At 29.2% G+C, this 22,858-nt stretch carries 20 protein-coding genes; 19 read left to right on the forward strand and 1 reads right to left on the reverse strand.

The genetic code is table 11. From position 1 onward, the window contains the following. Positions 1–77: 77 nt before the first annotated feature. From P4S50_RS01665 to cysS, 9 genes are all read left to right on the forward strand, one after another. Positions 78–1,175 carry a GerAB/ArcD/ProY family transporter gene (locus tag P4S50_RS01665; protein ID WP_277732777.1) on the forward strand — a complete coding sequence of 366 codons (1,098 nt, stop codon included), beginning with the start codon at positions 78–80 and terminating at the stop codon, positions 1,173–1,175. A gap of 191 nt (positions 1,176–1,366) precedes the next feature. Continuing rightward, positions 1,367–2,761 (forward strand): dihydrolipoyl dehydrogenase family protein, encoded by a 1,395-nt coding sequence (locus tag P4S50_RS01670; RefSeq protein ID WP_277732778.1) that lies wholly within the window; start codon positions 1,367–1,369, stop codon positions 2,759–2,761. Positions 2,762–2,787: 26 nt separating this feature from the next. Next, positions 2,788–3,228, forward strand: coding sequence for a DUF1499 domain-containing protein (locus tag P4S50_RS01675; RefSeq protein ID WP_277732779.1), 441 nt, complete (start codon positions 2,788–2,790; stop codon positions 3,226–3,228). A gap of 414 nt (positions 3,229–3,642) precedes the next feature. After that, the gene (fdhF, locus tag P4S50_RS01680; protein WP_277734644.1) at positions 3,643–5,778 is read left to right on the forward strand and encodes a formate dehydrogenase subunit alpha; all 2,136 of its coding nucleotides are present in this window, start codon (positions 3,643–3,645) and stop codon (positions 5,776–5,778) included. 28 nt (positions 5,779–5,806) lie between these two features. Further along, a complete protein-coding gene (fdhD, locus tag P4S50_RS01685) occupies positions 5,807–6,607 on the forward strand; it encodes a formate dehydrogenase accessory sulfurtransferase FdhD (protein WP_277732780.1) in 801 nt (266 codons plus the stop codon). Beyond that, positions 6,600–7,193 (forward strand): 4Fe-4S dicluster domain-containing protein, encoded by a 594-nt coding sequence (locus tag P4S50_RS01690; protein ID WP_277732781.1) that lies wholly within the window; start codon positions 6,600–6,602, stop codon positions 7,191–7,193. The genes fdhD and P4S50_RS01690 overlap by 8 nt, the downstream gene beginning before the upstream one ends. Before the next feature lie 18 nt (positions 7,194–7,211). Then, entirely contained in the window at positions 7,212–8,585 is a 1,374-nt protein-coding gene (locus P4S50_RS01695) for a [FeFe] hydrogenase, group A (RefSeq protein ID WP_277732782.1), read from the forward strand. A gap of 2 nt (positions 8,586–8,587) precedes the next feature. Continuing rightward, complete coding sequence (locus P4S50_RS01700) at positions 8,588–9,145, forward strand: 4Fe-4S dicluster domain-containing protein (protein ID WP_277732783.1); 558 nt, start codon at positions 8,588–8,590, stop codon at positions 9,143–9,145. Between the two features lie 291 nt (positions 9,146–9,436). Next, positions 9,437–10,855 carry a cysteine--tRNA ligase gene (gene cysS, locus P4S50_RS01705; protein ID WP_277732784.1) on the forward strand — a complete coding sequence of 473 codons (1,419 nt, stop codon included), beginning with the start codon at positions 9,437–9,439 and terminating at the stop codon, positions 10,853–10,855. A gap of 95 nt (positions 10,856–10,950) precedes the next feature. Here the strand turns inward: cysS and P4S50_RS01710 are convergent, their stop codons facing one another. Then, positions 10,951–11,814: a formate/nitrite transporter family protein gene (locus P4S50_RS01710; protein ID WP_277732785.1), complete on the reverse strand. Its 864-nt coding sequence runs from the start codon at positions 11,812–11,814 to the stop codon at positions 10,951–10,953. Positions 11,815–12,047: 233 nt separating this feature from the next. Here P4S50_RS01710 and P4S50_RS01715 point away from each other — a divergent pair, with 233 nt between their 5' ends. The 10 genes from P4S50_RS01715 to P4S50_RS01760 all read left to right on the forward strand — a co-directional run bounded on the left by P4S50_RS01715 (position 12,048) and on the right by P4S50_RS01760 (position 22,343). Next, a complete protein-coding gene (locus P4S50_RS01715; RefSeq protein ID WP_277732786.1) occupies positions 12,048–12,842 on the forward strand; it encodes a formate/nitrite transporter family protein in 795 nt (264 codons plus the stop codon). 265 nt (positions 12,843–13,107) lie between these two features. Beyond that, positions 13,108–15,147 (forward strand): methyl-accepting chemotaxis protein, encoded by a 2,040-nt coding sequence (locus tag P4S50_RS01720; protein WP_277732787.1) that lies wholly within the window; start codon positions 13,108–13,110, stop codon positions 15,145–15,147. Between the two features lie 537 nt (positions 15,148–15,684). After that, the gene (gene murB / locus P4S50_RS01725) at positions 15,685–16,599 is read left to right on the forward strand and encodes a UDP-N-acetylmuramate dehydrogenase (protein WP_277732788.1); all 915 of its coding nucleotides are present in this window, start codon (positions 15,685–15,687) and stop codon (positions 16,597–16,599) included. Positions 16,600–16,614: 15 nt separating this feature from the next. Further along, positions 16,615–17,337, forward strand: a complete 723-nt coding sequence (locus P4S50_RS01730; protein WP_277732789.1) for a PHP domain-containing protein — start codon at positions 16,615–16,617, stop codon at positions 17,335–17,337. A gap of 5 nt (positions 17,338–17,342) precedes the next feature. Next, positions 17,343–18,200, forward strand: a complete 858-nt coding sequence (gene rapZ, locus P4S50_RS01735; protein ID WP_277732790.1) for an RNase adapter RapZ — start codon at positions 17,343–17,345, stop codon at positions 18,198–18,200. 12 nt (positions 18,201–18,212) lie between these two features. Beyond that, the gene (locus P4S50_RS01740) at positions 18,213–19,337 is read left to right on the forward strand and encodes a gluconeogenesis factor YvcK family protein (RefSeq protein WP_277732791.1); all 1,125 of its coding nucleotides are present in this window, start codon (positions 18,213–18,215) and stop codon (positions 19,335–19,337) included. 66 nt (positions 19,338–19,403) lie between these two features. Further along, the gene (locus P4S50_RS01745; protein WP_277732792.1) at positions 19,404–19,838 is read left to right on the forward strand and encodes an NUDIX hydrolase; all 435 of its coding nucleotides are present in this window, start codon (positions 19,404–19,406) and stop codon (positions 19,836–19,838) included. Positions 19,839–19,859: 21 nt separating this feature from the next. Further along, positions 19,860–20,816: a DNA-binding protein WhiA gene (gene whiA, locus P4S50_RS01750; protein WP_277732793.1), complete on the forward strand. Its 957-nt coding sequence runs from the start codon at positions 19,860–19,862 to the stop codon at positions 20,814–20,816. After that, entirely contained in the window at positions 20,813–21,079 is a 267-nt protein-coding gene (locus P4S50_RS01755; protein WP_277732794.1) for an HPr family phosphocarrier protein, read from the forward strand. The genes whiA and P4S50_RS01755 overlap by 4 nt, the downstream gene beginning before the upstream one ends. Positions 21,080–21,248: 169 nt before the next feature. Next, entirely contained in the window at positions 21,249–22,343 is a 1,095-nt protein-coding gene (locus P4S50_RS01760; RefSeq protein ID WP_277732795.1) for a YibE/F family protein, read from the forward strand. The last annotated feature ends 515 nt before the right edge of the window (positions 22,344–22,858 follow it).

The following is a 22,858-nucleotide window of genomic DNA, read 5'->3' on the forward strand; positions in this document are numbered from 1 at the left end:
AATTAGAATTATATATGAATTAATGGGAATTATATACAATGATGGAATATATAAAATCAAGTAAAGGAGATAACTGTATGAATGAATCTCTTACAAATAGACAAATTGCTTTTATTATTTTTGGAGTAGTAGTAGGATATGGTGTTTTAGTTATCCCTAAAACAGTTACAGAAAATGCAGGTACAGGAGGTTGGTTTACACTATTAATTGCTACAGCAATAACTATGATTTTTACATATATAATTACATACCTTGGATATGTTCATAAAAATAAAACAATATATGAGTATAGTAATAAACTAACTGGAAAATTTATCACATCTATATTTATGTGTATATATATAATATATTACTTTATGCTTTTTACTATGATAATAAGAATGTCTTCTGAAGCTATTAAGCTTACTGTATTAATAAAGACACCTGTATGGGTACTATGTTTAGTATTTCTTTTAGTTATATATTATGCTGTAATAAATAGACTAGGAGTAATTGCAAGGATCTGTGAAATATATTGCTTGATTATTATCTTAGGTGCTATACCCATGCATTTAGCAATATTTACCCAAGGAAAATTAATTAATTTACAACCTTTTTTCGTTGGAGGAGAGATACATTCATATTTAAAAGCAACTTTAGTTACCGTATTTCCATTCTTAGGGATAGAAATACTTACTATCATATCTTTTAATAAAAAAAAGAATAATAAACGAATATTTAAATATACAGCATTGATGATAGGATTTATAGGAATGTTTTACATACTTATTGTAGAATCATGTATTTCTGTTATGGGTGTGGATGGTATTGTTCATTATAAAGATGCGTTATTTGCAACAATAAGAAGAGTTGATATCAAAAGTCTTCAGTTTTTAGAAAGGATAGACGGTATTTTTTTTATGCTATGGATTATGTCTATATTGTGTACTGTTTCTTTAGAGGCATATGCTTCAACTTTTCTTATTAGTAAATTATTTAAAAACATTAATTTCAAAGTTCTTACATTAATTGTAATGGTTTTATCTTTTATTGTTTCTCAGATACCTAAGAGTGTTGATAGTGTGGAGAAAATAATGGATGATATTAGTTATCTAGGAATAGTGACTGCAGGGTTAATACCAACTATATTATTCTTAATTACTAAGGTGGAAAAATATGATAAAAAAACTAGCTAAATTATTGATATTATCTTGCAAAAATAGAGATATTTTTATGAAAATATCTCTATTTTTTTATATAACACTTAGACTAATGGTTATAATCAGATTGTTATAATTGCAATATATTGGGTATTAGAATAATATGATTAGGATACTTACGCAGCTGAATTAAGTTTCACTTTATGAGATTAAATTGGAGGTTAGTAATGAATCAATATGACATAGTAATAATAGGTGCTGGTGCAGGAGGATTAACTGCAGCTTATACAGCTAAAGGTTTTGGAAAGAAGGTAGCATTAATTGAAAAAAATAATCCAGGAGGAGAGTGTACTTGGTCGGGATGTGTTCCAAGTAAAGCCTTAATAAATATTGCAAAAGATATCCATACAGCTAAGAAGTATGCTGATATAAAAGTAGATACTGAGGACGTTTTACAAAAAGTACGTAAAGTAATACAAAATGTATACGAAGGAGAAACTCCAGATATATTAGAAAAAGATGGGATAGATTTTATTAAAGGATTTGCAAAGTTTGTAGATGAAAATACACTAGATGTAAATGGAAATATAATAAAAGGGAAGAAAATAATTATTTCAACTGGCTCATCTCCATTTATACCACCTATTAAAGGGCTTGATAAAGTCAACTTTTTTACAAACGAAAATATATTTATACAAAAAAAATTACCAGATAACATTATAGTATTAGGTGGAGGAGCAATTGGAGTAGAATTATCACAAGCCTTAAATAGATTAGGAATAAAAGTTTCTTTAGTCGAGATGATGGATCGGGTATTATTTAGAGAAGAAGAGGAATTGGTAAAATTATTAGAAGAAAAACTAGTAGATGAAGGTGTAAATCTATATACATCAACTAAAGCTATTGATGTTAATGAAGTGAATAACAAAATCAGACTTAAGGTAGAGAGAAAAAATAAGATTGATATATTAGAAGGAGATGCTATATTATTAGCTCTTGGTAGAACTCCTAATATTAGTGATTTAAACTTAGGACAAATAAAAATTAAGTTTAATAGAAAAGGAATTGAAGTTAATGAATATTTAGAGACGAGTGTTAAAGATATTTATGCTGTAGGAGATGTTGTAGGTCCTTATCAATTTTCTCATATGGCGAATGTTCAAGGAATAACTGCTGTTCAAAATGCACTTTTACCAATAAATAAAAAAATAGATTATTCACATGTTGCATGGTGCACATTTTGTGAACCAGAGCTTGCTAGAGCAGGACTTACAGAAAAAGAAGCAAGAGACAAATACAAAGATAATATAAGAGTTTATACAGAAACTTATAATAAACTTGATAGAGCTAAAACAAAAGAGGATAGTTTGGGTATTGTGAAAATTATTTGTGATAAAAAAGGAAAAGTTTTAGGTGCTAGTGTTTTAGGAGATCGTGCAGGAGAAATAATTTCAGAAATTCAGACGGTTAAAACTCTAGGAATAAACTTTGCTAAATTATCTAAAGTGATTCATCCTTATCCAACTTATAGTGAGATACTAGTTAAAATATCAAAGAAGGTTTATGTTGATAATATTTTAAATAATCCTTTTATAAAAATAATTAATGGTTTTAGAAAGTAAGTTTATCTGAAATAGGAGTGATAAAAATGAAAGTATTTTTAACGATTTTAACTTTGATTATAGTTTTGATGGTTATTAAGAATAATATTATACCTAAAAATCTGGGTGTAAAAGATGGCAAACTAGCTAAAATGCCAAGTTCACCAAATGCAGTATCTTCTCAAACGGATATTGAAGATAAAAAAGTTGAGCCACTTAAATTTAATGGTGATTTAGAAGAAACAAAAACTAAAATAATAAATGTAATAAATAATTATGAAGGAACAAAAATAATTAAAAATGAAAAAAATTATATCTATGTTGTATTTACAACAGGTGGAATGAAATTTAAAGATGATGTAGAGTTTTACTTTGATGAAAATAGCAAGCTTATTCATTTTAGATCAGCTTCAAGAGTTGGATATTCTGATATGGGGCTGAATAAAAAAAGATTTAATGAAATACAGAAATATTATTATGAGATTTAATTATTTATAATCATTTAAAATATATTATACAAATAGAATAATTTAGTATTGTAAAAACAACTTAATGCTATTGTAATGATTTTAGAGTGAATTTCAAATTTACTCTTTTTTTTGTATATTAATACTTAACACTTTTACGAATTGTTTATTTAAATATTGATATATCTATGATTAGAGTGAATTTTCATAAAATTGATTATTATATTTATACATAAAAATGTATAAGTATAATGTATACAAGGTAGTAAATGAATGCATTATTTAAGATTATAAAGGAAATTTAGTTTTTCGTCGAAATAGGAGGATTGTCGAATATTTTTGGTATTTGACTGGAAAATATATATTTCTTAGAATGGGGATATGTATTTAAAAAAGAAAGTTATTACTCGACATAAAAGGGAGATGTAAAGTTTGATGGAAGAGAAGATATTAACGGTCTGCCCATATTGTGGTGGAGGATGCCAATTATACTTGGTAGTCAAAGATGGGAAAATAGTAAGAGCCGAAGCTGCCGATGGAAGAACTAATGAAAAAAATCTATGTCTGAAGGGGTATTATGGATGGGATTTTTTAAATGATCCAAAGATCTTAACATCAAGAATTAAACACCCTATGATAAGAAAAGATGGAGAATTAGAAGAAGTTTCATGGAAAGAAGCTATAGACTTCGTAGCTACTAGACTTAATGATATAAAAAGTAAATACGGACCTGATTCTATAATGGGAACAGGATCTGCAAGAGGACCTGGAAATGAAGCAAACTACATAATGCAAAAATTTATGAGGGCTGTAATTGGAACTAATAATATAGATCATTGTGCTAGAGTGTGACATGCTCCATCAGTAGCCGGTCTGGACTACTCATTAGGAAATGGTGCAATGTCAAATAGTATACCTGAAATAGAAAATACAGATTTATTATTTGTATTTGGATATAACGCAGCAGATTCACATCCTATTGTTGCAAGAAGAATAGTAAAAGCAAAAGAAAAGGGAGCAAAAATTATAGTTACAGATCCTAGACTTACAGAAACGGGAAGAATATCTGATCTATGGTTACCTATAAAGGGTGGAACAAATATGGCATTAGTTAATGCATTTGCGAATGTATTAATTAATGAGAATCTTTATGATAAAGAATATGTAGATAATTACGTAGACGGATTTGAAGAATATAAAGAAATGGTATCTAAGTATACACCTGAATATGCTGAGAGTATAACAGGTGTTAAAGCTGATGATATAAGAAAATCTATGAGAGAATATGCAAAAGCTAAAAATGCTATGATACTTTATGGTATGGGAGTATGTCAATTCTCTCAAGCAGTTGATGTTGTTAAGGGTCTTGCATCATTAGCTCTTTTAACTGGTAACTTTGGAAGAGAATCAGTTGGAATAGGTCCAGTTCGTGGTCAAAATAATGTACAAGGAACTTGTGATATGGGAGTATTACCGAATATATATCCAGGATACCAAAGTGTTACAGATGATAAAATTAGAGCTAAATTTGAAAAGGCTTGGGGAGTTCAGCTTCCAAGTGAACCAGGTTATAAACTGACTGAGGTTCCACATTTAACATTACATGAGAAAAAGATAAAAGCTTATTATATATTTGGAGAAGACCCAGTTCAAAGTGATCCAAATGCAGCAGAGGTAAGAGAAACTTTAGATAATATAGACCTTGTTATAGTGCAAGATATATTTATGAATAAAACGGCTCTTCATGCAGATGTTGTACTTCCTGCTACTTCATGGGGCGAACATGAAGGGGTTTACTCATCAGCTGATAGAGGATTCCAAATAATGAGAAAAGCAGTAGAACCTAAAGGGGATGTTAAACCTGATTGGGAGATTATATGCGAGATAGGTACTGCCATGGGATATCCTATGAAATACAATAATACTAAGGAAATCTGGGATGAAATGAGAAGTTTATGTCCTGATTTTGCAGGAGCAAGTTATGAACGTATAGAAGAATTAGGAAGTATACAGTGGCCGTGTTTAGATGAGGAAGATGATGGAACTCCATATTTATATGAAGGAAATAAGTTTTCAACTCCTAATGGAAAAGGAATATTATTTGCAGCTGAGTGGAGACCTCCAATGGAACTTCCAAATAAAGAGTACCCATTGAGCCTTTCAACTGTAAGAGAAGTAGGTCATTATTCAGTTAGAACTATGACTGGAAACTGTAGAGCATTAAAAGCGCTTGCAGATGAGCCAGGATATATACAAATGAGTGTTGAGGATGCTAATCATCTTTCAATAGAGCATGAAGAATTTGTAAGAGTTACATCGAGAAGAGGAAGCGTAGTAACGAAAGCTTTTGTTACTGATAGAGTAAAAGAAGGATCTACTTTTATGACTTACCAATGGTGGGTAGCGTCTTGTAATGAATTAACTAGTGATCATGTTGATCCTATCACAAAAACACCTGAGTATAAGTATTGTGCTATAAGAGTTGATAAAATAGATGATCAAGCTTGGGCAAAGCAGTATGTAGCAGATGAATATGAAGATATAAAAAGAAAAATGAATGTAAATAAGTAAAATCATACCATCAAAATAGGGGGTATTTATGGATAAGACTATAAAATATAGTGCTATAAAAATTGAAGAAAACAAAGAGATTCTTTGTGAAGAAGAATTAGTCTGTGAATATCCACTTAACATTTATGTAAATCAAAAAAAGATGGCTACACTACTTTGTACGCCTGATAAACTTAAAGAATTGGCAATCGGATTTTTAAGAACGGAAGAGATAATACATAAAAAAGAAGATATCCAATCGATTGAATTAGATGAATTCAAAGGATGTATAAAAATACAACTTAAAGATGATATAACCATCAAAAATTTTCAGTCAAAAAAGTTGAATATGCAAAATAATCATAATAACTGTATTAATGATTTTTTAGATTCAATAGACTGTGAGATTGTAACTAGTGATATTAAGTTGAGACAAGATAAAGTTCATGAATTTATGAAAAAGAATTTAACTCACTCAGATATATTCAAAAGAACGGGTGGAGTTCATAGTGTAGCACTTTGCGATACACAAAATATAATTATTATAAATGAAGATGTTGCACGACATAATGCTGTGGATAAAGTTATAGGACAATCTTTCTTAGAGGATATAAATTTAAAAGATAAAATAATCGTATTGAGCGGAAGGGTATCTTTTGAGATGATTTTAAAATCTGCTAAAATGCAAATACCAATTATAATATCAAAGTCAGCTCCTACTAATTTATCTGTGAAACTTGCTAAAAAATTAGGAATTACATTAGTTGGTTTCGTAAGAAAAGAAAAAATGAACATATATACAAATAAATATAGAATACAACAATTAGAAAAAGGTGATATATATGAATAATAATCTAAACTCATTCGTAGTAGCTGATTCAAGTAAGTGTATAGGTTGTAAAGCATGTGAAATTGCATGCTTTGCAGTTCATAATAAAAATAATAATGTCGGATGTACGGTTGGAACTGTAGAAACAGCAGTAATTCCTAGATTATATCTTGTGAAAACACCTTCAGTTACTATGCCTATACAATGTAGACAATGTGAGGATGCACCTTGTGCTAAGAGCTGTTCGGTTGGAGCTATAAGACAAATAGATAATACTATAGTAGTTGATCAAAAAAAATGTATAGGATGTAAAAATTGTATTATGGCATGTCCGTTTGGAGCAATAGATCTTTTACCTCAATACGATAATGGAAAAGAGGTAGTACAATTTAATTTAAAAGAAGAATCACATAATGGATTAGAAGAAATTGTGAAAAGTACTGCCTACAAATGTGATTTATGTATAGATAACGGTGAACAAGCATGCATAAAAACTTGTCCTAACAATGCTTTAAGGTTAGTAAAACCTCTAGACGAAAAAAAATATAAAAACAAAAAAGCTGCACAAGCTCTTATGAATACTACAAAAAATTACAAACAACTATAATAAGTGAGGTTAAGTAATATGTCTATAATCAATATTGATAAAGAATTATGTACAGGGTGTAGACGATGTGCTAATGTATGTCCTGTTGGTGCTATAAAAGGAGAGCAGGGAAAGGTTCAAACTATAGATGAACATAAGTGTGTTGTTTGTGGTCAATGTGTTCAAATTTGCAGTTCTTATGCATCTCAATTTGATACGGAAATAACTTCTATTGATCTGAAGTTAAAAGAAAGAGGTATGCTGGAAGGTACTAAGGAACCTTTATTCGCAGCTTATAATATGGGACAGGTAGATTTATTAAAAAAATATTTATCTGATGATAATAAATATAAGATTGTTCAGTGTGCACCAGCAGTTAGAGTTGCATTAGCTGAAGAATTTGGTATGGAGTTTGGTAAGTTAACTCCTGGAAAAATGGCATCAGCTCTTAAAAAATTAAATTTTGATAGAGTATATGATACTAACTTTGCAGCGGATTTAACTATAATGGAAGAAGGAAGTGAACTTATAAAGAGAGTTACAGAAGGCAAAAACTTGCCTATGTTTACTTCTTGTTGTCCTGCTTGGGTTAAGTTTGCTGAGACTGAGTATCCAGAAATTTTAAATCATTTATCAAGTTGCAAGTCTCCACAACAAATGGCTGGAACTATATTTAAAACTTATGGAGCTGAAATAGATAATATAGATCCAAGTACTATATTAAGCGTTGCAGTTATGCCTTGTACTTGTAAACAGTTTGAATGTGATAGAGAAGAGATAAATAGTAGTGGATATAAAGATGTAGATATCGTTATAACTACTAGAGAACTTGCTTATTTGATAAAAGATATGGGAATTGATTTTATAAATATAGATGATGAAGAATTTGATAAGCCTCTAGGAGAGTATAGTGGAGCGGGTACTATATTTGGATCAACTGGAGGAGTTATGGAGGCAGCTCTTAGAACTGGATATGAACTAATAACTAAAAAGAGCATACCAAATATAGATTTGAAATTTGTAAGAGGTGGACAAGGATTAAGAACAGCTACTGTTGAGGTCGGAGATTTAAATTTAAATATAGCAATAGTTTCTGGACTTAAAAATGTAATACCTGTAATTGAAAGTATAAAAGAGGGTAAATGTGATTTTCATTTCATAGAAGTTATGACATGTCCTGAGGGATGTGTAAGTGGTGGAGGTCAACCTAAATTATTGATAGAAGAGCATAGAGATGTTGCATATAAAAAGAGAAAAGAATCTATATATGATCATGATTCAAATTTAAAAATAAGAAAATCTCATGAAAATCCAGCTATAAAAAAATTATATGATGAGTTTTTAAAAGAACCTCTTGGTCATAAATCTCATCACTTATTGCATACGAACTATGTATCTAGAAAGGAGATTTAAATATGAATACTTTTGTAATAGCAGACCCAGATAAATGTATAGGATGTAGAACTTGTGAAATAGCATGTGTTGTAGCTCATTCAGAAACAAATATATTAACTCAAGAAAATAATGATATAGAATTTAACCCTAAATTAAGTGTTATAAAAACTGTAGAAGTAAGTGCACCTATACAGTGTAGACAATGTGAAGATGCTCCGTGTGCAAATATATGTCCAAATGGTTCTATTATAAATAAAGACGGAGTAATATACATAAATAAAGAAACTTGCATAGGATGTAAAACTTGTGTTGTAGCCTGTCCTTTTGGAGCTATTGACTTAGTAAGTGAGTATAAAGATGGAGAGGTTGTAAATCAAGAAAATCTAAAGTGTATAGATAATAATAAGTGCTATTTTAAGGAACGTATAATAGCTAATAAATGTGATCTTTGCATAGATTCACCAGACGGACCAGCATGTGTAAAGGCGTGTCCAACTGATGCATTTAAGATAGTAAAAGGAACGCATTTAGATAAATCTATAAAGAATAAGAGAAAGAAAAGTGCATCACTTCTTTAAAATTACAAAATAAATATTGCATTTTTCATTATAATACCATAATATAGAATAAAATAACTATAAAAGGAGGATATTAAAATGATGTATTGTTGCTGTTGTTGTTTTAAGAATATAACAAAATTTAAGATAACAGCAGACCTGTGTCAATTTTAATATTTTATAGTTTAAAATACTTATATTGAAGTTTATAAAAAGTAAACTACAGGTTAGTTTATAGTTTTTCTTTATTTTAAGAGAAGCTATAACTCTTCTGTAGTTTTTTTATATAAAAAAACAAAAGGAGGTAATAAAATGGAGTTAAGAATTTATAACACGTTAACAAAAGTTCAGGAAAAGTTTGTACCAATAGATAGTAAAAAGGTAAAAATGTATACTTGTGGACCAACTGTATATAATTTTGCTCATATTGGAAATTTAAGAACTTATATATTCGAAGATGTACTAAAAAGAGTTCTTGAATATGGAGGATATGAAGTCAAACATATAATGAATATAACTGACGTAGGTCATTTACAATCAGATGCAGATACTGGTGAGGATAAAATGAGAATGGGAGCAAAGAGAGAACATAAAAGTGTATTGGAAATAGCTAGATTTTATGAAGATGCATTTATTAGTGACTTGAAAAAACTAAATATAAAGCTTCCAACAGTACTACCTAGAGCTACAGAGCATGTTGAAGATATGATAAATTTAATAAAGACTTTAGAAGAAAAGGGATATACTTATACAGCTAATAAAAATGTATATTTTTCAATAGATATGTTTGAAGATTATTATAAGCTAGCAAATCTAACACCTAAAGAACTTCAAGCAGGCAGTAGAGTAGATGTGGATCCTTTTAAAAGAAATCCACTAGACTTTGTACTTTGGTTTGGAAATTCTAAATATGAAAATCATATACTACAATGGGACTCTCCTTGGGGAGTTGGATTTCCAGGATGGCATATAGAATGCTCAGCCATGGCTATAAAGTATTTAGGAGATTATATGGATATTCATTGTGGAGGTGTAGATCATATACCAGTACATCACACTAATGAACTAGCTCAATCAGAAGGTGCACTTGGGCATAAATGGGTAAATTACTGGATGCATGGTGAATTTCTAATATTAGATAATGGAAAAATGTCTAAATCAAAGGGTGAATTTTTAACTTTAGATAGGTTAATAGAAAAAGGGTTTGATCCATTAGTGTATAGATATTATGTACTTCAATCAAAATATAGAAAACCATTAACTTTCAGCTATGAAAGATTAGAAGAAGCAAAAAAATCTTTAACATCTTTAAAACAAAAAATAAATTCTATAATAAATAATATAGATGAATTCACATTAAAAGATGAATATAAAATTAAGAAATATAAAGATGAGTTTGATAAATATATAAATGATGATTTGAACTTAGCTAATGGATTTACTGTATTATTCAATGCTATAAAAGATGATAGTTTAAATAACTTAGAAAAAAAGATTTTGATAGAAGATTTTGATAAAGTATTTGGATTGAATTTTATAAAAATTGATACAGAAAATAAAAAAATAGACGAAAGTAAAATGAATTTGGTAGAAAAACTCTTAAAAGAAAGAGAAGAATCTAGAAAAAATAAAGACTGGGAGAAATCAGATAAAATAAGAAAGCTTTTATTAGAAATGGATATAGAAATTTTAGACACTAGAGAAGGTACTAAATGGAAGGTTAAGGAATAAGTGGTTTTAGATAAAAAAATAGAGAGTAAAATTTAAAATTTTACTCTCTATTTTAATTTAGTTATATTCAAAATAAGGGATTATAAGTTTCTAATTTATATAGATGATTTTTGTGTTTTGTTACTTTTCTTTACGTATATAAACCAATATATAGCTCCTACAAAGAAAGCTCCTCCAACTATATTTCCTAAAGTTACCGGAACTAAGTTGCTAAATATAAAGCTTTTCCAGTTAAGAGCATCTAGAGACTCATTAGATAAGTGAGATGCATGTGCATAGTGAGAATCTGATTTTGCTAGTATTCCAGCTGATATATAGTACATATTAGCTACACTATGCTCGAATCCTGAAGTGATAAATAACCATATAGGAAAGAATATTCCTAGTATTTTACCTGTTATATCTTTAGCAGAGTATGACAACCAAACGGCAAGACATACAAGCCAGTTACACATGATTCCTAAGAAAAATGCATTTGTAAAAGATAAAGAGACTTTATAATATGCTATTTTTATAGTGGTACCAGCCAGCATATTACCCCCCATATGAAGTTGACCAGAGTTAACAATCATATATGCGACAAAAATTGATCCGACAAAATTCCCTAAATAAACTAAAATCCAGTTCATAAACATATCTTTCAATTTTATCTTTTTTTCAAGCACGCCCATTATTATAAGTGTATTACCTGTAAAAAGATCAGCTCCGGCAATAATAACTAACATAAGACCTGTTCCAAATAAAGCTCCAGCCATTGCTTTTCCAAGACCGTAAGTTTCAGGCTTTGACCAAAGTCCATAAGCTGAAACGTTAGAACCTTCAGCTGCAAATGCTATAAATGCTCCTGCTAATATACCTAATAAAAATTGAATAAAATAATTTTTGCTTACTTTTTTAATACCTGTATCAATAGTATAAGATGCTATTTCATCAGGTGCTAGATAATTTTTAGTACTCATAAAAACTCCTTTCAAATTACAATTAAAATAAAAACAACCCTATAAATTATATCATTTTGCATACAAAAAACAATACATTTAGATAGCATTACAAAAAAATACTAATTATGAAATTTAGGAAAAATACTAATCAGAAAATTGATAAAAATTAAACAAATCTATTGTAAGAAAATGGAAAACAGTATAGAATATATATAAATACAAAATATATTTTAATTTGGGGGAGATATTTTATGGAAAAGAGATATTTAACACCTAAAGAAGTAGCTCAGGCAACTATCAAAAGTGGAATAGCTAAAGCTAATCTTAAGCTCTGTCATATGCTGATACTTGGGATTTTTGCAGGTATGTTCATAGCTTTTGGAGCTTATGGAGACATTGTAATAATGCAGACATTAAAAAATATAGACGTAGGTTTGATGAAATTTTTTGGAGCACTAGTATTTCCTATAGGACTTATGTTAGTAGTTATGGCAGGGGCAGAACTTTTTACTGGAAACAATCTTATGACTTTAGCTTTCATGGATAAGAAAATAACATTGAAACAACTTATGACAAATTGGATTGTAGTTTATATTGGGAATTTTATAGGGTCATTATTTTTAGTATTTGTATTGTTTAAAGCAAATTTATTTTCTGAATCAGCTACAACTTTAAGCGTTAATATAGCAAAAGCGAAAATATCTTTACCTTTTGGAGTATTATTTTTAAGAGCAATATTATGTAATATAATAGTGGTTTTAGCTGTATGGATGGCAACAGCTGCACAAGATATAGTATCAAAAATATTTGCATGTTGGTTTCCTATAATGTTATTTGTATTATCTGGTTATGAACATAGTGTAGCAAATATGTTTTTTATACCAATGGGTAAGGCATTAGGGTTATCAGTTAGTTGGATTGATATATTTACGGTTAACTTAATACCTGTAACCTTAGGAAATATAGTAGGTGGAGGTTTAATAGTTCCTATAGCGTATTATATTTGTTATGTTAAAAATAACAAAGAAAAAGTGAAAAATATATAAAAATTTAGATAGAGTGGTTTATAAAAAAATCAAGCCTATTAAAATACGATACAGTATTTTGATAGGCTTTAAAAATTTTAATTAAAAATGTTGAAAAATATAGAAAACTTTCCGATATATACTACATTGGATATAAACAATTGATATTATGTAACTAAAATAATACAAAAAAAGTCAGTTTTATATGTTGAAAACGTATTTTTATTTGATATTATATATTATATTGGTAAGCGAAAAAAATATTTAAAACTGTAAGGAGGACAAAATGAAGAAAAATAAAAGGCAAATCATCAATATTTTACCAAACACCTTTAAAAATAAGATGATAATGATATTACTACTAGTAATAATTATACCTGTGTGCACATTGGGGTATATGAGTTACTACAAATCTTATAATATTTTAGATGAAAATCTTATGAGCTCGAGTCAAGAAACCACAGCATTAGCAGAAAAAATAATAAATGGATATTTGGACACTATAGAAATACAGTTAGATATGATTTCTGATACTAGTAATATTAGAAGAATCAATGAACTTCAAAATGAAGGTGTAGACAAGGGGGCAGCACAACAAAAAATAGATGAATATTTAAGACTAAATAAAGAAAAAAATATAAATATAGAGCATAGTTATATAGTTGATAATAATAAAAATTTATATATATATCCATATGTAGAATTACCTGATGGATTTGATCCAACTACTAGACCTTGGTATACAGAAGCTGTTGAAAATAATGGAAGTGTAGTCTGGACGGAACCATACATAGATACTGACACGGGACAGATTACTATAACGGCATCAAAAGCTATAACGGATAATGGAAATTTTGTAGGAATAGTTGCGCTTGATGTTTCACTAAACAAGCTGTCTGAAGAAATAAGTAAGATTAAAATTGGACAAGAAGGTTATATTTTTGTAACTACTGTTGAGGGGATGACTATCTCACATAAAGAAAAAAGTGAAATAGGAACAACTCATATAACTAAACTAGATGTATGGAATGAAATTAAAACTAAAGACTCTGGTTTTGTAGAGTATACATATAATGGAGAAGATAAATGTGTAGGGTTTATAACAGATAAAAGATTAAATGTTAAAATACTTGGAGCTATGAATGAATCTGAATTAGAAAATGATACTAATGCAATAAAGTATTTTATACTGTATTGTATAATAGGTTCTATAATTATAGGAATAATAGTATCATCATTAATTGCAAGAAGTGTTACAAAACCTATAAATTCTTTAAAAGAAGTATTTTTAAAGGCTTCAAATGGAGATTTAACTGTAAAATCAAATATAAAAACTAAAGATGAGTTTGGTGATTTGGGAGAAAGCTTTAACTCTATGATAGATAATATAAGAGATTTAGTTAAGAATGTAAAAGATTCTTCTGAAACTATATTAAATTCATCAGGATCTCTTGCAGAAACTACTGAACAAACTAGTATTGCAACAAATGAAATTGGTCAAGCCATAGAGCAAATTGCAATGGTATCTAGTGATCAAGCTAGAGATACTCAAGATGGTTTGAATAAGGTAGAAGAACTTGCAGCGAGTATAGCAGAGGTTGTTCAATTAGAAACTAATATAAGTGATATAACTTTAAAGACTAATGAACTTAGCAGCAAAGGTGAAGATGTAGTTAAGATATTAGATGAAAAATCAGAAATGACAAAACAATCATCTAGAGTTGTAAGTGAAATAGTATTTGAGGTTGATAAAAAATCGCAAGATATAGGAACTATAATTCAAGCTATAACAAATATATCAGAGCAAACTAATTTATTAGCGTTAAATGCCGCTATAGAGGCTGCACGTGCAGGTGAAAATGGAAGAGGATTCGCAGTTGTTGCAGACGAGGTAAGAAAACTTGCTGAACAGTCAAATGAAGCTTCAAAGGAAATAGAAGAACTTATAAAAGGAATACAAGAGAAATCAAAACAAGCAGTTGAAAGAATGGAAGCTGGAAACAATATAATAATAGATCAAAATAAGGCTGTTTTAGATACTAAAAACATATTCGCTCAGATTTCAGATTCTATTGAGATACTTATTAAAAACAATGAATATGTGGTTGATCATACTAATTCTATGGATAATAAAAAGAATGATATAGTAGGAGCAATACAAAACCTTGCAGCATCATCAGAACAGACTTCAGCATCAACTGAGGAAGTATCAGCATCAACTGAGGAACAACTTGCATCTATAGAAAGTGTTGCAAGTTTAACTCAAGATTTAAATGATCTTGCAAATAATCTATCAACAGCTATAAATAACTTCAAAATAGATTAAAAAAATTAGATATTTAAAATCATTTTTAAGAGATACTTTATATAATAAAGTATCTCTTTTTATCTTATAGGAAACTATATCATTTTTTGTTTTGAGAATAACATTGATGGAAGAGCTATATTTGCAACTATTTTTAAGCAACAGAGTCGTGAGACTTGTTGGCTCTATGAACTATGTGAATTTTGAGAACTGAGCCCTTAGGGATCGTTAGCGAGTAGACGAATTTTTTGACCTTGGATTAATTTAGTTATATACTTAGGTATGGTACAATTTTTTAGAAATGGAGTTCTTTAGAACTCGTTGGATACATGAGGCAAATAAAAGCATGAAGCAAAATTTTTACACTATAAGAGATTATAAAGTTTTCAATCTGTGCATAACATTGATTAAGAGCTACACTTGTAACTACTTTTAAGTAACAGAGTAGTGAGACTTGTTGGCGCCATGAACTATGTGAATTTTGAGAATGAAGCCTGTAAGGATAGTTGGCTACATTAGCCATGCAAAAGCATGAAGCGAATTTTATGGAGGTATATTATGAATAAGCAAAATATATATGATAAATTATGTGAAATTATTGGGGAAGAAAATATATTAGTAGATGAGCCTATGAAGAACCATACTTCATTTAAAATAGGAGGACCTGCAGATATTTTAGTTACTCCAACAGATGAAAATCAATTAAAAGAGATCATGAAATATATAAAAAAAGAAAGTATTCCATACTTTTTAATGGGAAATGGTTCAAATCTTTTGGTTAGAGATGGTGGTATAAGAGGTGTAGTAGTTAAAATAGCTCAAAATTATAATAAATTCGAAATAAATGAAAACATTATAAAAGCTCAATCGGGAATACTATTATCAACTCTTGCAAAACATATAGCTAAAAACTGTTATAAGGGATTTGAATTTGCAAGTGGTATACCAGGAACACTAGGTGGAGCTATTGCGATGAATGCAGGAGCTTATGGTGGAGAAATGAAAGATGTAGTAAAATCTGTAAAAGTATTAAATCAACAAGGAGAAATAGTAGAACTTTCAAATGAAGAAATGGAATTTGGATACAGAACAAGTTTAGTAAATAAAGAAAAATTGATAGTATTAGAGGTTAAATTATCTCTTGAAAAGGGTAATTATGAAGATATAAAGAATATACTTGACGATTTAACAGTTAAAAGAACTACTAAACAACCTCTTAATGTTCCAAGTGCAGGAAGTACATTTAAAAGACCAGAAGGTTATTATGCAGGTAAGCTTATAGAGGACAGCGGTCTAAAAGGAGTTCGATTAAAAGGAGCTCAAGTATCTGATAAGCACAGTGGATTTGTTATCAATGCAGGAGGTGCAACAGCACAAGATATAATGGAGCTTATAGAATTCATTAAGAAGACTGTATATGATAAGTTTAAAGTTGAACTAAATGAGGAAGTTAAAATCGTCGGAGAAGATTAAAAAGGAGACGATAGGATGAATATAATAGCTGATTATCACACTCATACGGTATATAGCCATGGAAAAGGAACTATAGAAGACAATGTATTAGAAGCTATAAATAAGAGAATCAAGACAGTAGGAATATCAGATCATGGATATAAACACATGAGCTTTGGAATAAAATATAAAGATATAAAGAAGATGAGAGAAGAAATAGATGAACTAAACGAGAAATATAGTAATATAGATATACTAATGGGGATAGAAGCCAATATATTAGATGATGAAGGAAATATAGATGTAGACGATAATATAAGACAATATTTTGATTATATTATGGCAGGATATCATTTTGGTTCAACTCCAACGAAATTGATAAAGGGAAGTATAAATCATTTAATTAATTTTACAGGAATATGTAAAAAATCAGCAATTGAGTATAATACAAGAGCTGTTATTAATGCTATGAATAAAAATGATATATTTATAATAACTCATCCGGGTGCAAAGGCAAGTGTAGATCTTTTAGAAGTTGCAAAAGTGGCAAAAAAGACTAATACAGCGCTTGAGGTGAATTCAAAGCATGGACATTTAACTGTGGATGAATTAAAGCTTTTAAAGAATAGTGGAGTCAAATTTGCCTTAGGATCTGATGCACATGATCCTAAGGATGTGGGTAATTTTGTAAGTGGTATAAAGAGGATAAAACAAGCTGGTATAGATATAAGTAGTGTTATAAATATAGACGGGAGATGAAGCAATTGAAATTTATAATAGTAACAGGTCTATCGGGGGCAGGAAAAAGTGAAGCTATGAAGGCTTTAGAAGATATAGGTTTTTATTGTGTAGATAATTTACCACCTACTCTTATATCAAAGTTTGCAGAGATATGCTATCAGTCAAAAGGAGCTATTGAAAAAATAGCACTTGGTATAGACATAAGAGGAAGAAGCTTTTTTAATGATTTAAATGACAGTCTTGAAATGCTTGAAAAATTTGGATATGAATATGAAATATTATTTTTAGACTGTAGTGATAATATTCTTGTAAAAAGATATAAGATGACAAGAAGAAATCATCCTTTAGCATCTAATACAGATATAGTAGAGGGTATAAAAAAAGAAAGAGAGATTTTAAAAGAACTAAAAGAGAGATCAAATAATATAATAAATACTAGTAACATGAAGCCAAGAGATTTAAAAGAAGAGATCAATAAATCATATACAAGTGGAGATACAAAATCTAATTTAATAATATCCGTAACTTCATTTGGATTCAAACACGGAATTCCAATGGATGCAGACTTAGTATTTGATGTGAGATTTTTACCAAATCCATACTATATAGAAGAACTTAGAGAAAAGACTGGTGAAGAAGAAATAGTTAGAGAATATGTTATGAAATCTGACGTAAGCATACAATTTTTTGAAAAATTAATAGACATGGTGAATTTTTTAATACCTCAATATATTAAAGAAGGTAAAAATCACTTAGTTATAGCTATTGGATGTACAGGTGGTAGACACAGATCTGTAACAATATCTAATTTATTGTATGATTTTCTTAAAGAAAAAAACTACAGTGTGCTTAAAAAACATAGAGATCATACATTGAGATAATTGGAGGAGACTATGTATAATTTAGGGGTGTGGCTGTCATTTGTAGGTATAATTTGCTTATTGCTATCTGCTTATTTAAATTATGAAATGATAAAAAAAAGAAAACTTCTAGATAAAGCTAAAAGAGGACCTAAGGTAGTTGTTATAGGGGGCGGAACTGGCCAGTCTATATTTCTTAGGGGTCTTAAAAAGTTTACAAATAACATAACTGCTGTAGTTACTGTTGCAGATGATGGAGGAGGTTCTGGAGTATTAAGAGAGGATCTTGGAATGTTACCTCCTGGAGACATAAGAAACTGCATATTGGCTCTTGCAAATATGGAGCCTACAATGGAAAAAATAATGCAATATAGATTTGAAGAAGGAAAGTTAGAAGGACAAAGCTTTGGAAATCTTTTTTTAGCTGCTATGAATGGAATATATGGGAATTTAGAAATAGCAGTATCTAAAGTATCAGATATATTCGCTTTAACAGGAAAAGTATATCCTGTAACAACAGAGGATATAAATCTTATGGCTCAACTTAAAAATGGAAATATAGTAAGAGGGGAATCTGCAATACCTGAAGAAGTTAAAATTCAAGATACAAAGATAGATAGGATATATTTACAGCCGAGTAACCCTAAGCCATTACAAGGAGTTTTAGATTCTATAGAGGATGCAGATATAATTGTAATGGGTCCTGGTAGTTTATATACCAGTATAATCCCTAATTTAATAGTGGATGGTGTTGCAGAAAAGATAGAAAAAAGTGATGCACTTAAAGTTTATATACCAAATATAATGACTCAACCAGGCGAAACAGATGATTACGATGTATGTGATCATGTGGACTCAATACTTAAGCACACTAAGTATGGGATAATAGATTTAGTTATAGCTAATAATGAAAGAATAAGTAAAGATGATTTAATAAAGTATGAAAACGATGGATCAAAACAAGTGCTAATAGACAAAAATCAAATAAAACAATTAAACTCTATGAATATTTCAGTTATACAAACTAATCTTGTTGAGGTTAGAAAAAAGTATATAAGACACAACTCTGAAAAGATGAGTAGTATTATAGTTGGTTTGACTAATAAGAGTAGTTGTAATTGGTTGATTAAAAATTTTATTAATAAATTTAACTCCTAATATAGAGGATTTGAAGCTTTTATGTAGAATTTTTTATTATTATGCTTTTTTTAAGGAGTGAGAAATATGAGAGAAGAGATTAGTGCTGGTGGCGTAGTATTATTTGGAAATGCAATACTTCTCTTAAGAAAGTATAACGGAGATTGGGTACTTCCAAAGGGAAAAGTAGAAAAAAATGAGGAAAAAGATGAAGCGGCGTTAAGAGAAGTGCTTGAAGAATCAGGTGTAAAAGGAGAAATTATTAAGTACTTAGGAGAGATTCATTATACTTTTAAAGAGAACTGGGATGAAAATAAGACTGTTCACAAAACTGTTTTTTGGTATCTAATGAAAGCAAAAACTATGAATACTATTCCTCAAAGAGAAGAAGGTTTTGTAGATGCTAAGTTTATACACATTAATAGGGTTGTAGATCTTGCAAAGTATGATGATGAAAAAGAAATAATTAAGGTTGCACTTGATGAAATAAAAAAAATTATATTTAATTTAAACAATTTTTAAAAATGGTATAGGTGATAAAAAATGTCATTTTCAAGCAAAACTAAGAATGAGCTAGTAAGAGTTAGCTCTTCAAAGAAAATATGTAACATAGCAGAACTTTCAGGAATAATAAGAATGAGTGGAACTATTAAATTAAAGGGATTTCAAAAGTTAAATCTTGAAGTAGCCACGGAAAATGCAGCAATAGCTAGGAAAGTATTTAAACTTTTGAAATCAAACTTTAATATTCACACTCAAATAATGGTAAAGAAAAATAGAAATTTGAAAAAAAACAATAGTTATATACTTAGTATAACTAGTGAGATGGGAGCAAGTACTTTATTAAAAGATTTAGGTATACTAAATGAAGGTAATAACCTTATTATAAATAATGAGATACCTAACTCTATAATGGAGACTAACGAGCTTAAAAAATCTTATATAAGAGGTGCATTTTTAGGAGGAGGATCCGTTAGTGATCCCGAAAAAGCATATCATTTAGAGTTTGTAACAAACAAAGAACAATACAGCATATCTCTTAGTGAACTGATAAACTCACTTGGATTTAATAGTAAGATAGTTATAAGAAAGAGTAATTATGTTATTTATTTAAAAGAAAGTGAGCAGATATCAGACTTACTAAATATAATGGGAGCTCATAAGGCGCTTTTAGATTTAGAGAATGTTAGAATAGTAAAACAGATGAGAAATGATGTAAATAGGATTGTTAATTGTGAAACAGCAAATCTAAGTAAAACTGTAAATGCAGCTATAAGACAAATACATAATATTGAATATATAAAAAGTACAGTTGGACTAGAATCATTACCTAAGAGTTTAAAAGAAATAGCTTCTATTAGACTTCAATATCAAGATTTTAGCTTGAAAGAATTAGGTGAACTTCTAGATCCTCCAATTGGAAAGTCTGGAGTAAATCATAGACTTAGGAAATTAGAAAAAATAGCAGAGGATTTAAAAGGAAAGGGTAGGGGAATATGATAAAAAGAGAGTTTGAAATTTTTAATAAAGTAGGACTTCATGCAAGACCAGCAGCTTTATTCGTTCAAACTGCTAGTAAATTTAAATCTCAGATATCCATTGAGAAGGACAATAAAACAGTAAATGGTAAATCTATAATGGGAGTGTTAACACTAGGAGCATCTTTTGGTGATAAGGTTACTATTATTATAGATGGGCCTGATGAGGACGAAGCTATTAAGGCTATTGAAGAGTTTTTTAATGAAAAGTTAAAGAGTTTGTAGAGAAATCCCCTTAAATTTAAGGGGATTTTTTAGGTTTTGAGGGTTATCAAAAACTATCTATGAAAATACCGGGAATGTAACGCTATAAAAAAAACTTGATATTGCAAATCATTATTATATAATTAATATAAATGTGTTAAATTAAAGACATAAAAAATGGAGGTGCTTAATGAGAAAATATATACTACTAATTATTCTAGCTTTATTTGCATCAGTATTTAACGTATATGCAGATGAAGAATCTATTATGTATACTGAAAAAGCGGTTATTTTAGAAGTTGAGAATAGTAAAGATGTAAATTTTGAGAACAATGGACAAGATATTCAGTATGTAAAATTAAAGATAATGAGTGGGAAATATAAGAATAAAGTTATGGATACAATAAATAATTTATCTGGAAATCCTGCTTATGATATAAAGGTAAAAGAAAATGATAAAGTTGTTGTTGTGATTGAAGAAGAATCAGACGGATATATAAATGCATATATATCTGAATATTTAAGACAAGATTATATACTTTATTTAAGTATTATGTTCATTTTGTTTATATTGGTAGTAGGAAAGCAAAAGGGTATAAAATCTGTGATAACTCTTACAATTACTCTTTTTGCAGTATTAAAAATACTACTTCCATTAATACTAAAAGGATTTAATCCTATACTTACGACAATTTGTGTATCTATAGGTATAACTGGGATTACATTATTTATTATCTCAGGAATAAATACTAAAAGTATATCGGCTATTATTGGAACTACCGGTGGAGTTCTAACCTCGGGATTATTAGCTTATTATGTAGGTAGTAAAATTAAATTGACAGGGCTTAATAGTGAAGAAGCGATAATGCTGTCTACTATAGGTGATTCTATTAATCTTGATTTTAAATCATTGTTATTCGCTGGAATTATTATGGGGGCTTTGGGAGCTGTAATGGATGTTGGGATGTCAATTGCTTCTTCAATAGAAGAAATACACAAAGCAAATCCGTCTTTATCTAAGAAAGAATTATTTGCATCAGGTATGAATGTTGGAAGAGATATAATGGGTACAATGACGAATACTTTAATACTTGCTTATACAGGTAGTTCTATTCCTTTACTTTTACTATTTATGTATCATGAGCCGTCTATAGTAAAAATATTAAATTTAGATATAATAGCTACAGAAGTAGTACGTTCATTATCAGGAAGTATTGGTTTGATAATAGCTATACCTTTAACAGCATTGGTTTCAAGTATGCTTATTAAGAATAAGAAAGAATAAAAATAAAATTTCATAAAATAAGCAGGTTTATGTGCTTAATCCAAAATAAATGGTATTAAAATACCGCTCGTGTATTAACGTTTTAATAATACTAAGCATTACATCTTATTCAATATCCTAAAAGTTCTAAACTCCCTATCGGTCAGACAACGAACTTTTTAATTGATAAGGAAACTATATACTTTTTAATTTACGTACACATTGATAAAAGAACTGAAGTAGCAACTATTTTGAGCAACGGAGCCCGTTAGGACTCGTTGGCGACATGAGCCATGCGTTAGCATGAAGCGAATTTTTCTTAACGGATATTGAAACGTTGTAATGCTAGTTTTATGCAAAAATATTTAAACCATTCGCTAACATTTTAATACCATTTATTTTTTTTAGTATACTTTCTAAAGTAGAAGTAGATTTAAATGTATTTTATTAAGAAAAGCAAAAAAACATAGGGAGGTAAGACTTGATTATATAATAGAATACTGACTATTAAAATTATATATTAAAATGTTAGTGAA

Origin of the sequence: Tepidibacter hydrothermalis, from assembly GCF_029542625.1 — a bacterium.
Lineage (GTDB): Bacteria > Bacillota > Clostridia > Peptostreptococcales > Peptostreptococcaceae > Tepidibacter_A > Tepidibacter_A hydrothermalis.

Coding starts and splice junctions, on each gene's coding strand:
- P4S50_RS01710 (WP_277732785.1), bottom strand. CDS start 11,814: ATGAGTACTAAAAATTATCTAGCACCTGATGAAATAGCATCTTATACT.
- P4S50_RS01665 (WP_277732777.1), top strand. CDS start 78: ATGAATGAATCTCTTACAAATAGACAAATTGCTTTTATTATTTTTGGA.
- P4S50_RS01760 (WP_277732795.1), top strand. CDS start 21,249: ATGAGAAAATATATACTACTAATTATTCTAGCTTTATTTGCATCAGTA.
- P4S50_RS01715 (WP_277732786.1), top strand. CDS start 12,048: ATGGAAAAGAGATATTTAACACCTAAAGAAGTAGCTCAGGCAACTATC.
- P4S50_RS01690 (WP_277732781.1), top strand. CDS start 6,600: ATGAATAATAATCTAAACTCATTCGTAGTAGCTGATTCAAGTAAGTGT.
- P4S50_RS01745 (WP_277732792.1), top strand. CDS start 19,404: ATGAGAGAAGAGATTAGTGCTGGTGGCGTAGTATTATTTGGAAATGCA.
- murB (WP_277732788.1), top strand. CDS start 15,685: ATGAATAAGCAAAATATATATGATAAATTATGTGAAATTATTGGGGAA.
- fdhD (WP_277732780.1), top strand. CDS start 5,807: ATGGATAAGACTATAAAATATAGTGCTATAAAAATTGAAGAAAACAAA.
- P4S50_RS01755 (WP_277732794.1), top strand. CDS start 20,813: ATGATAAAAAGAGAGTTTGAAATTTTTAATAAAGTAGGACTTCATGCA.
- whiA (WP_277732793.1), top strand. CDS start 19,860: ATGTCATTTTCAAGCAAAACTAAGAATGAGCTAGTAAGAGTTAGCTCT.
- P4S50_RS01720 (WP_277732787.1), top strand. CDS start 13,108: ATGAAGAAAAATAAAAGGCAAATCATCAATATTTTACCAAACACCTTT.
- P4S50_RS01695 (WP_277732782.1), top strand. CDS start 7,212: ATGTCTATAATCAATATTGATAAAGAATTATGTACAGGGTGTAGACGA.
- P4S50_RS01730 (WP_277732789.1), top strand. CDS start 16,615: ATGAATATAATAGCTGATTATCACACTCATACGGTATATAGCCATGGA.
- cysS (WP_277732784.1), top strand. CDS start 9,437: ATGGAGTTAAGAATTTATAACACGTTAACAAAAGTTCAGGAAAAGTTT.
- P4S50_RS01700 (WP_277732783.1), top strand. CDS start 8,588: ATGAATACTTTTGTAATAGCAGACCCAGATAAATGTATAGGATGTAGA.
- P4S50_RS01675 (WP_277732779.1), top strand. CDS start 2,788: ATGAAAGTATTTTTAACGATTTTAACTTTGATTATAGTTTTGATGGTT.
- P4S50_RS01740 (WP_277732791.1), top strand. CDS start 18,213: ATGTATAATTTAGGGGTGTGGCTGTCATTTGTAGGTATAATTTGCTTA.
- P4S50_RS01670 (WP_277732778.1), top strand. CDS start 1,367: ATGAATCAATATGACATAGTAATAATAGGTGCTGGTGCAGGAGGATTA.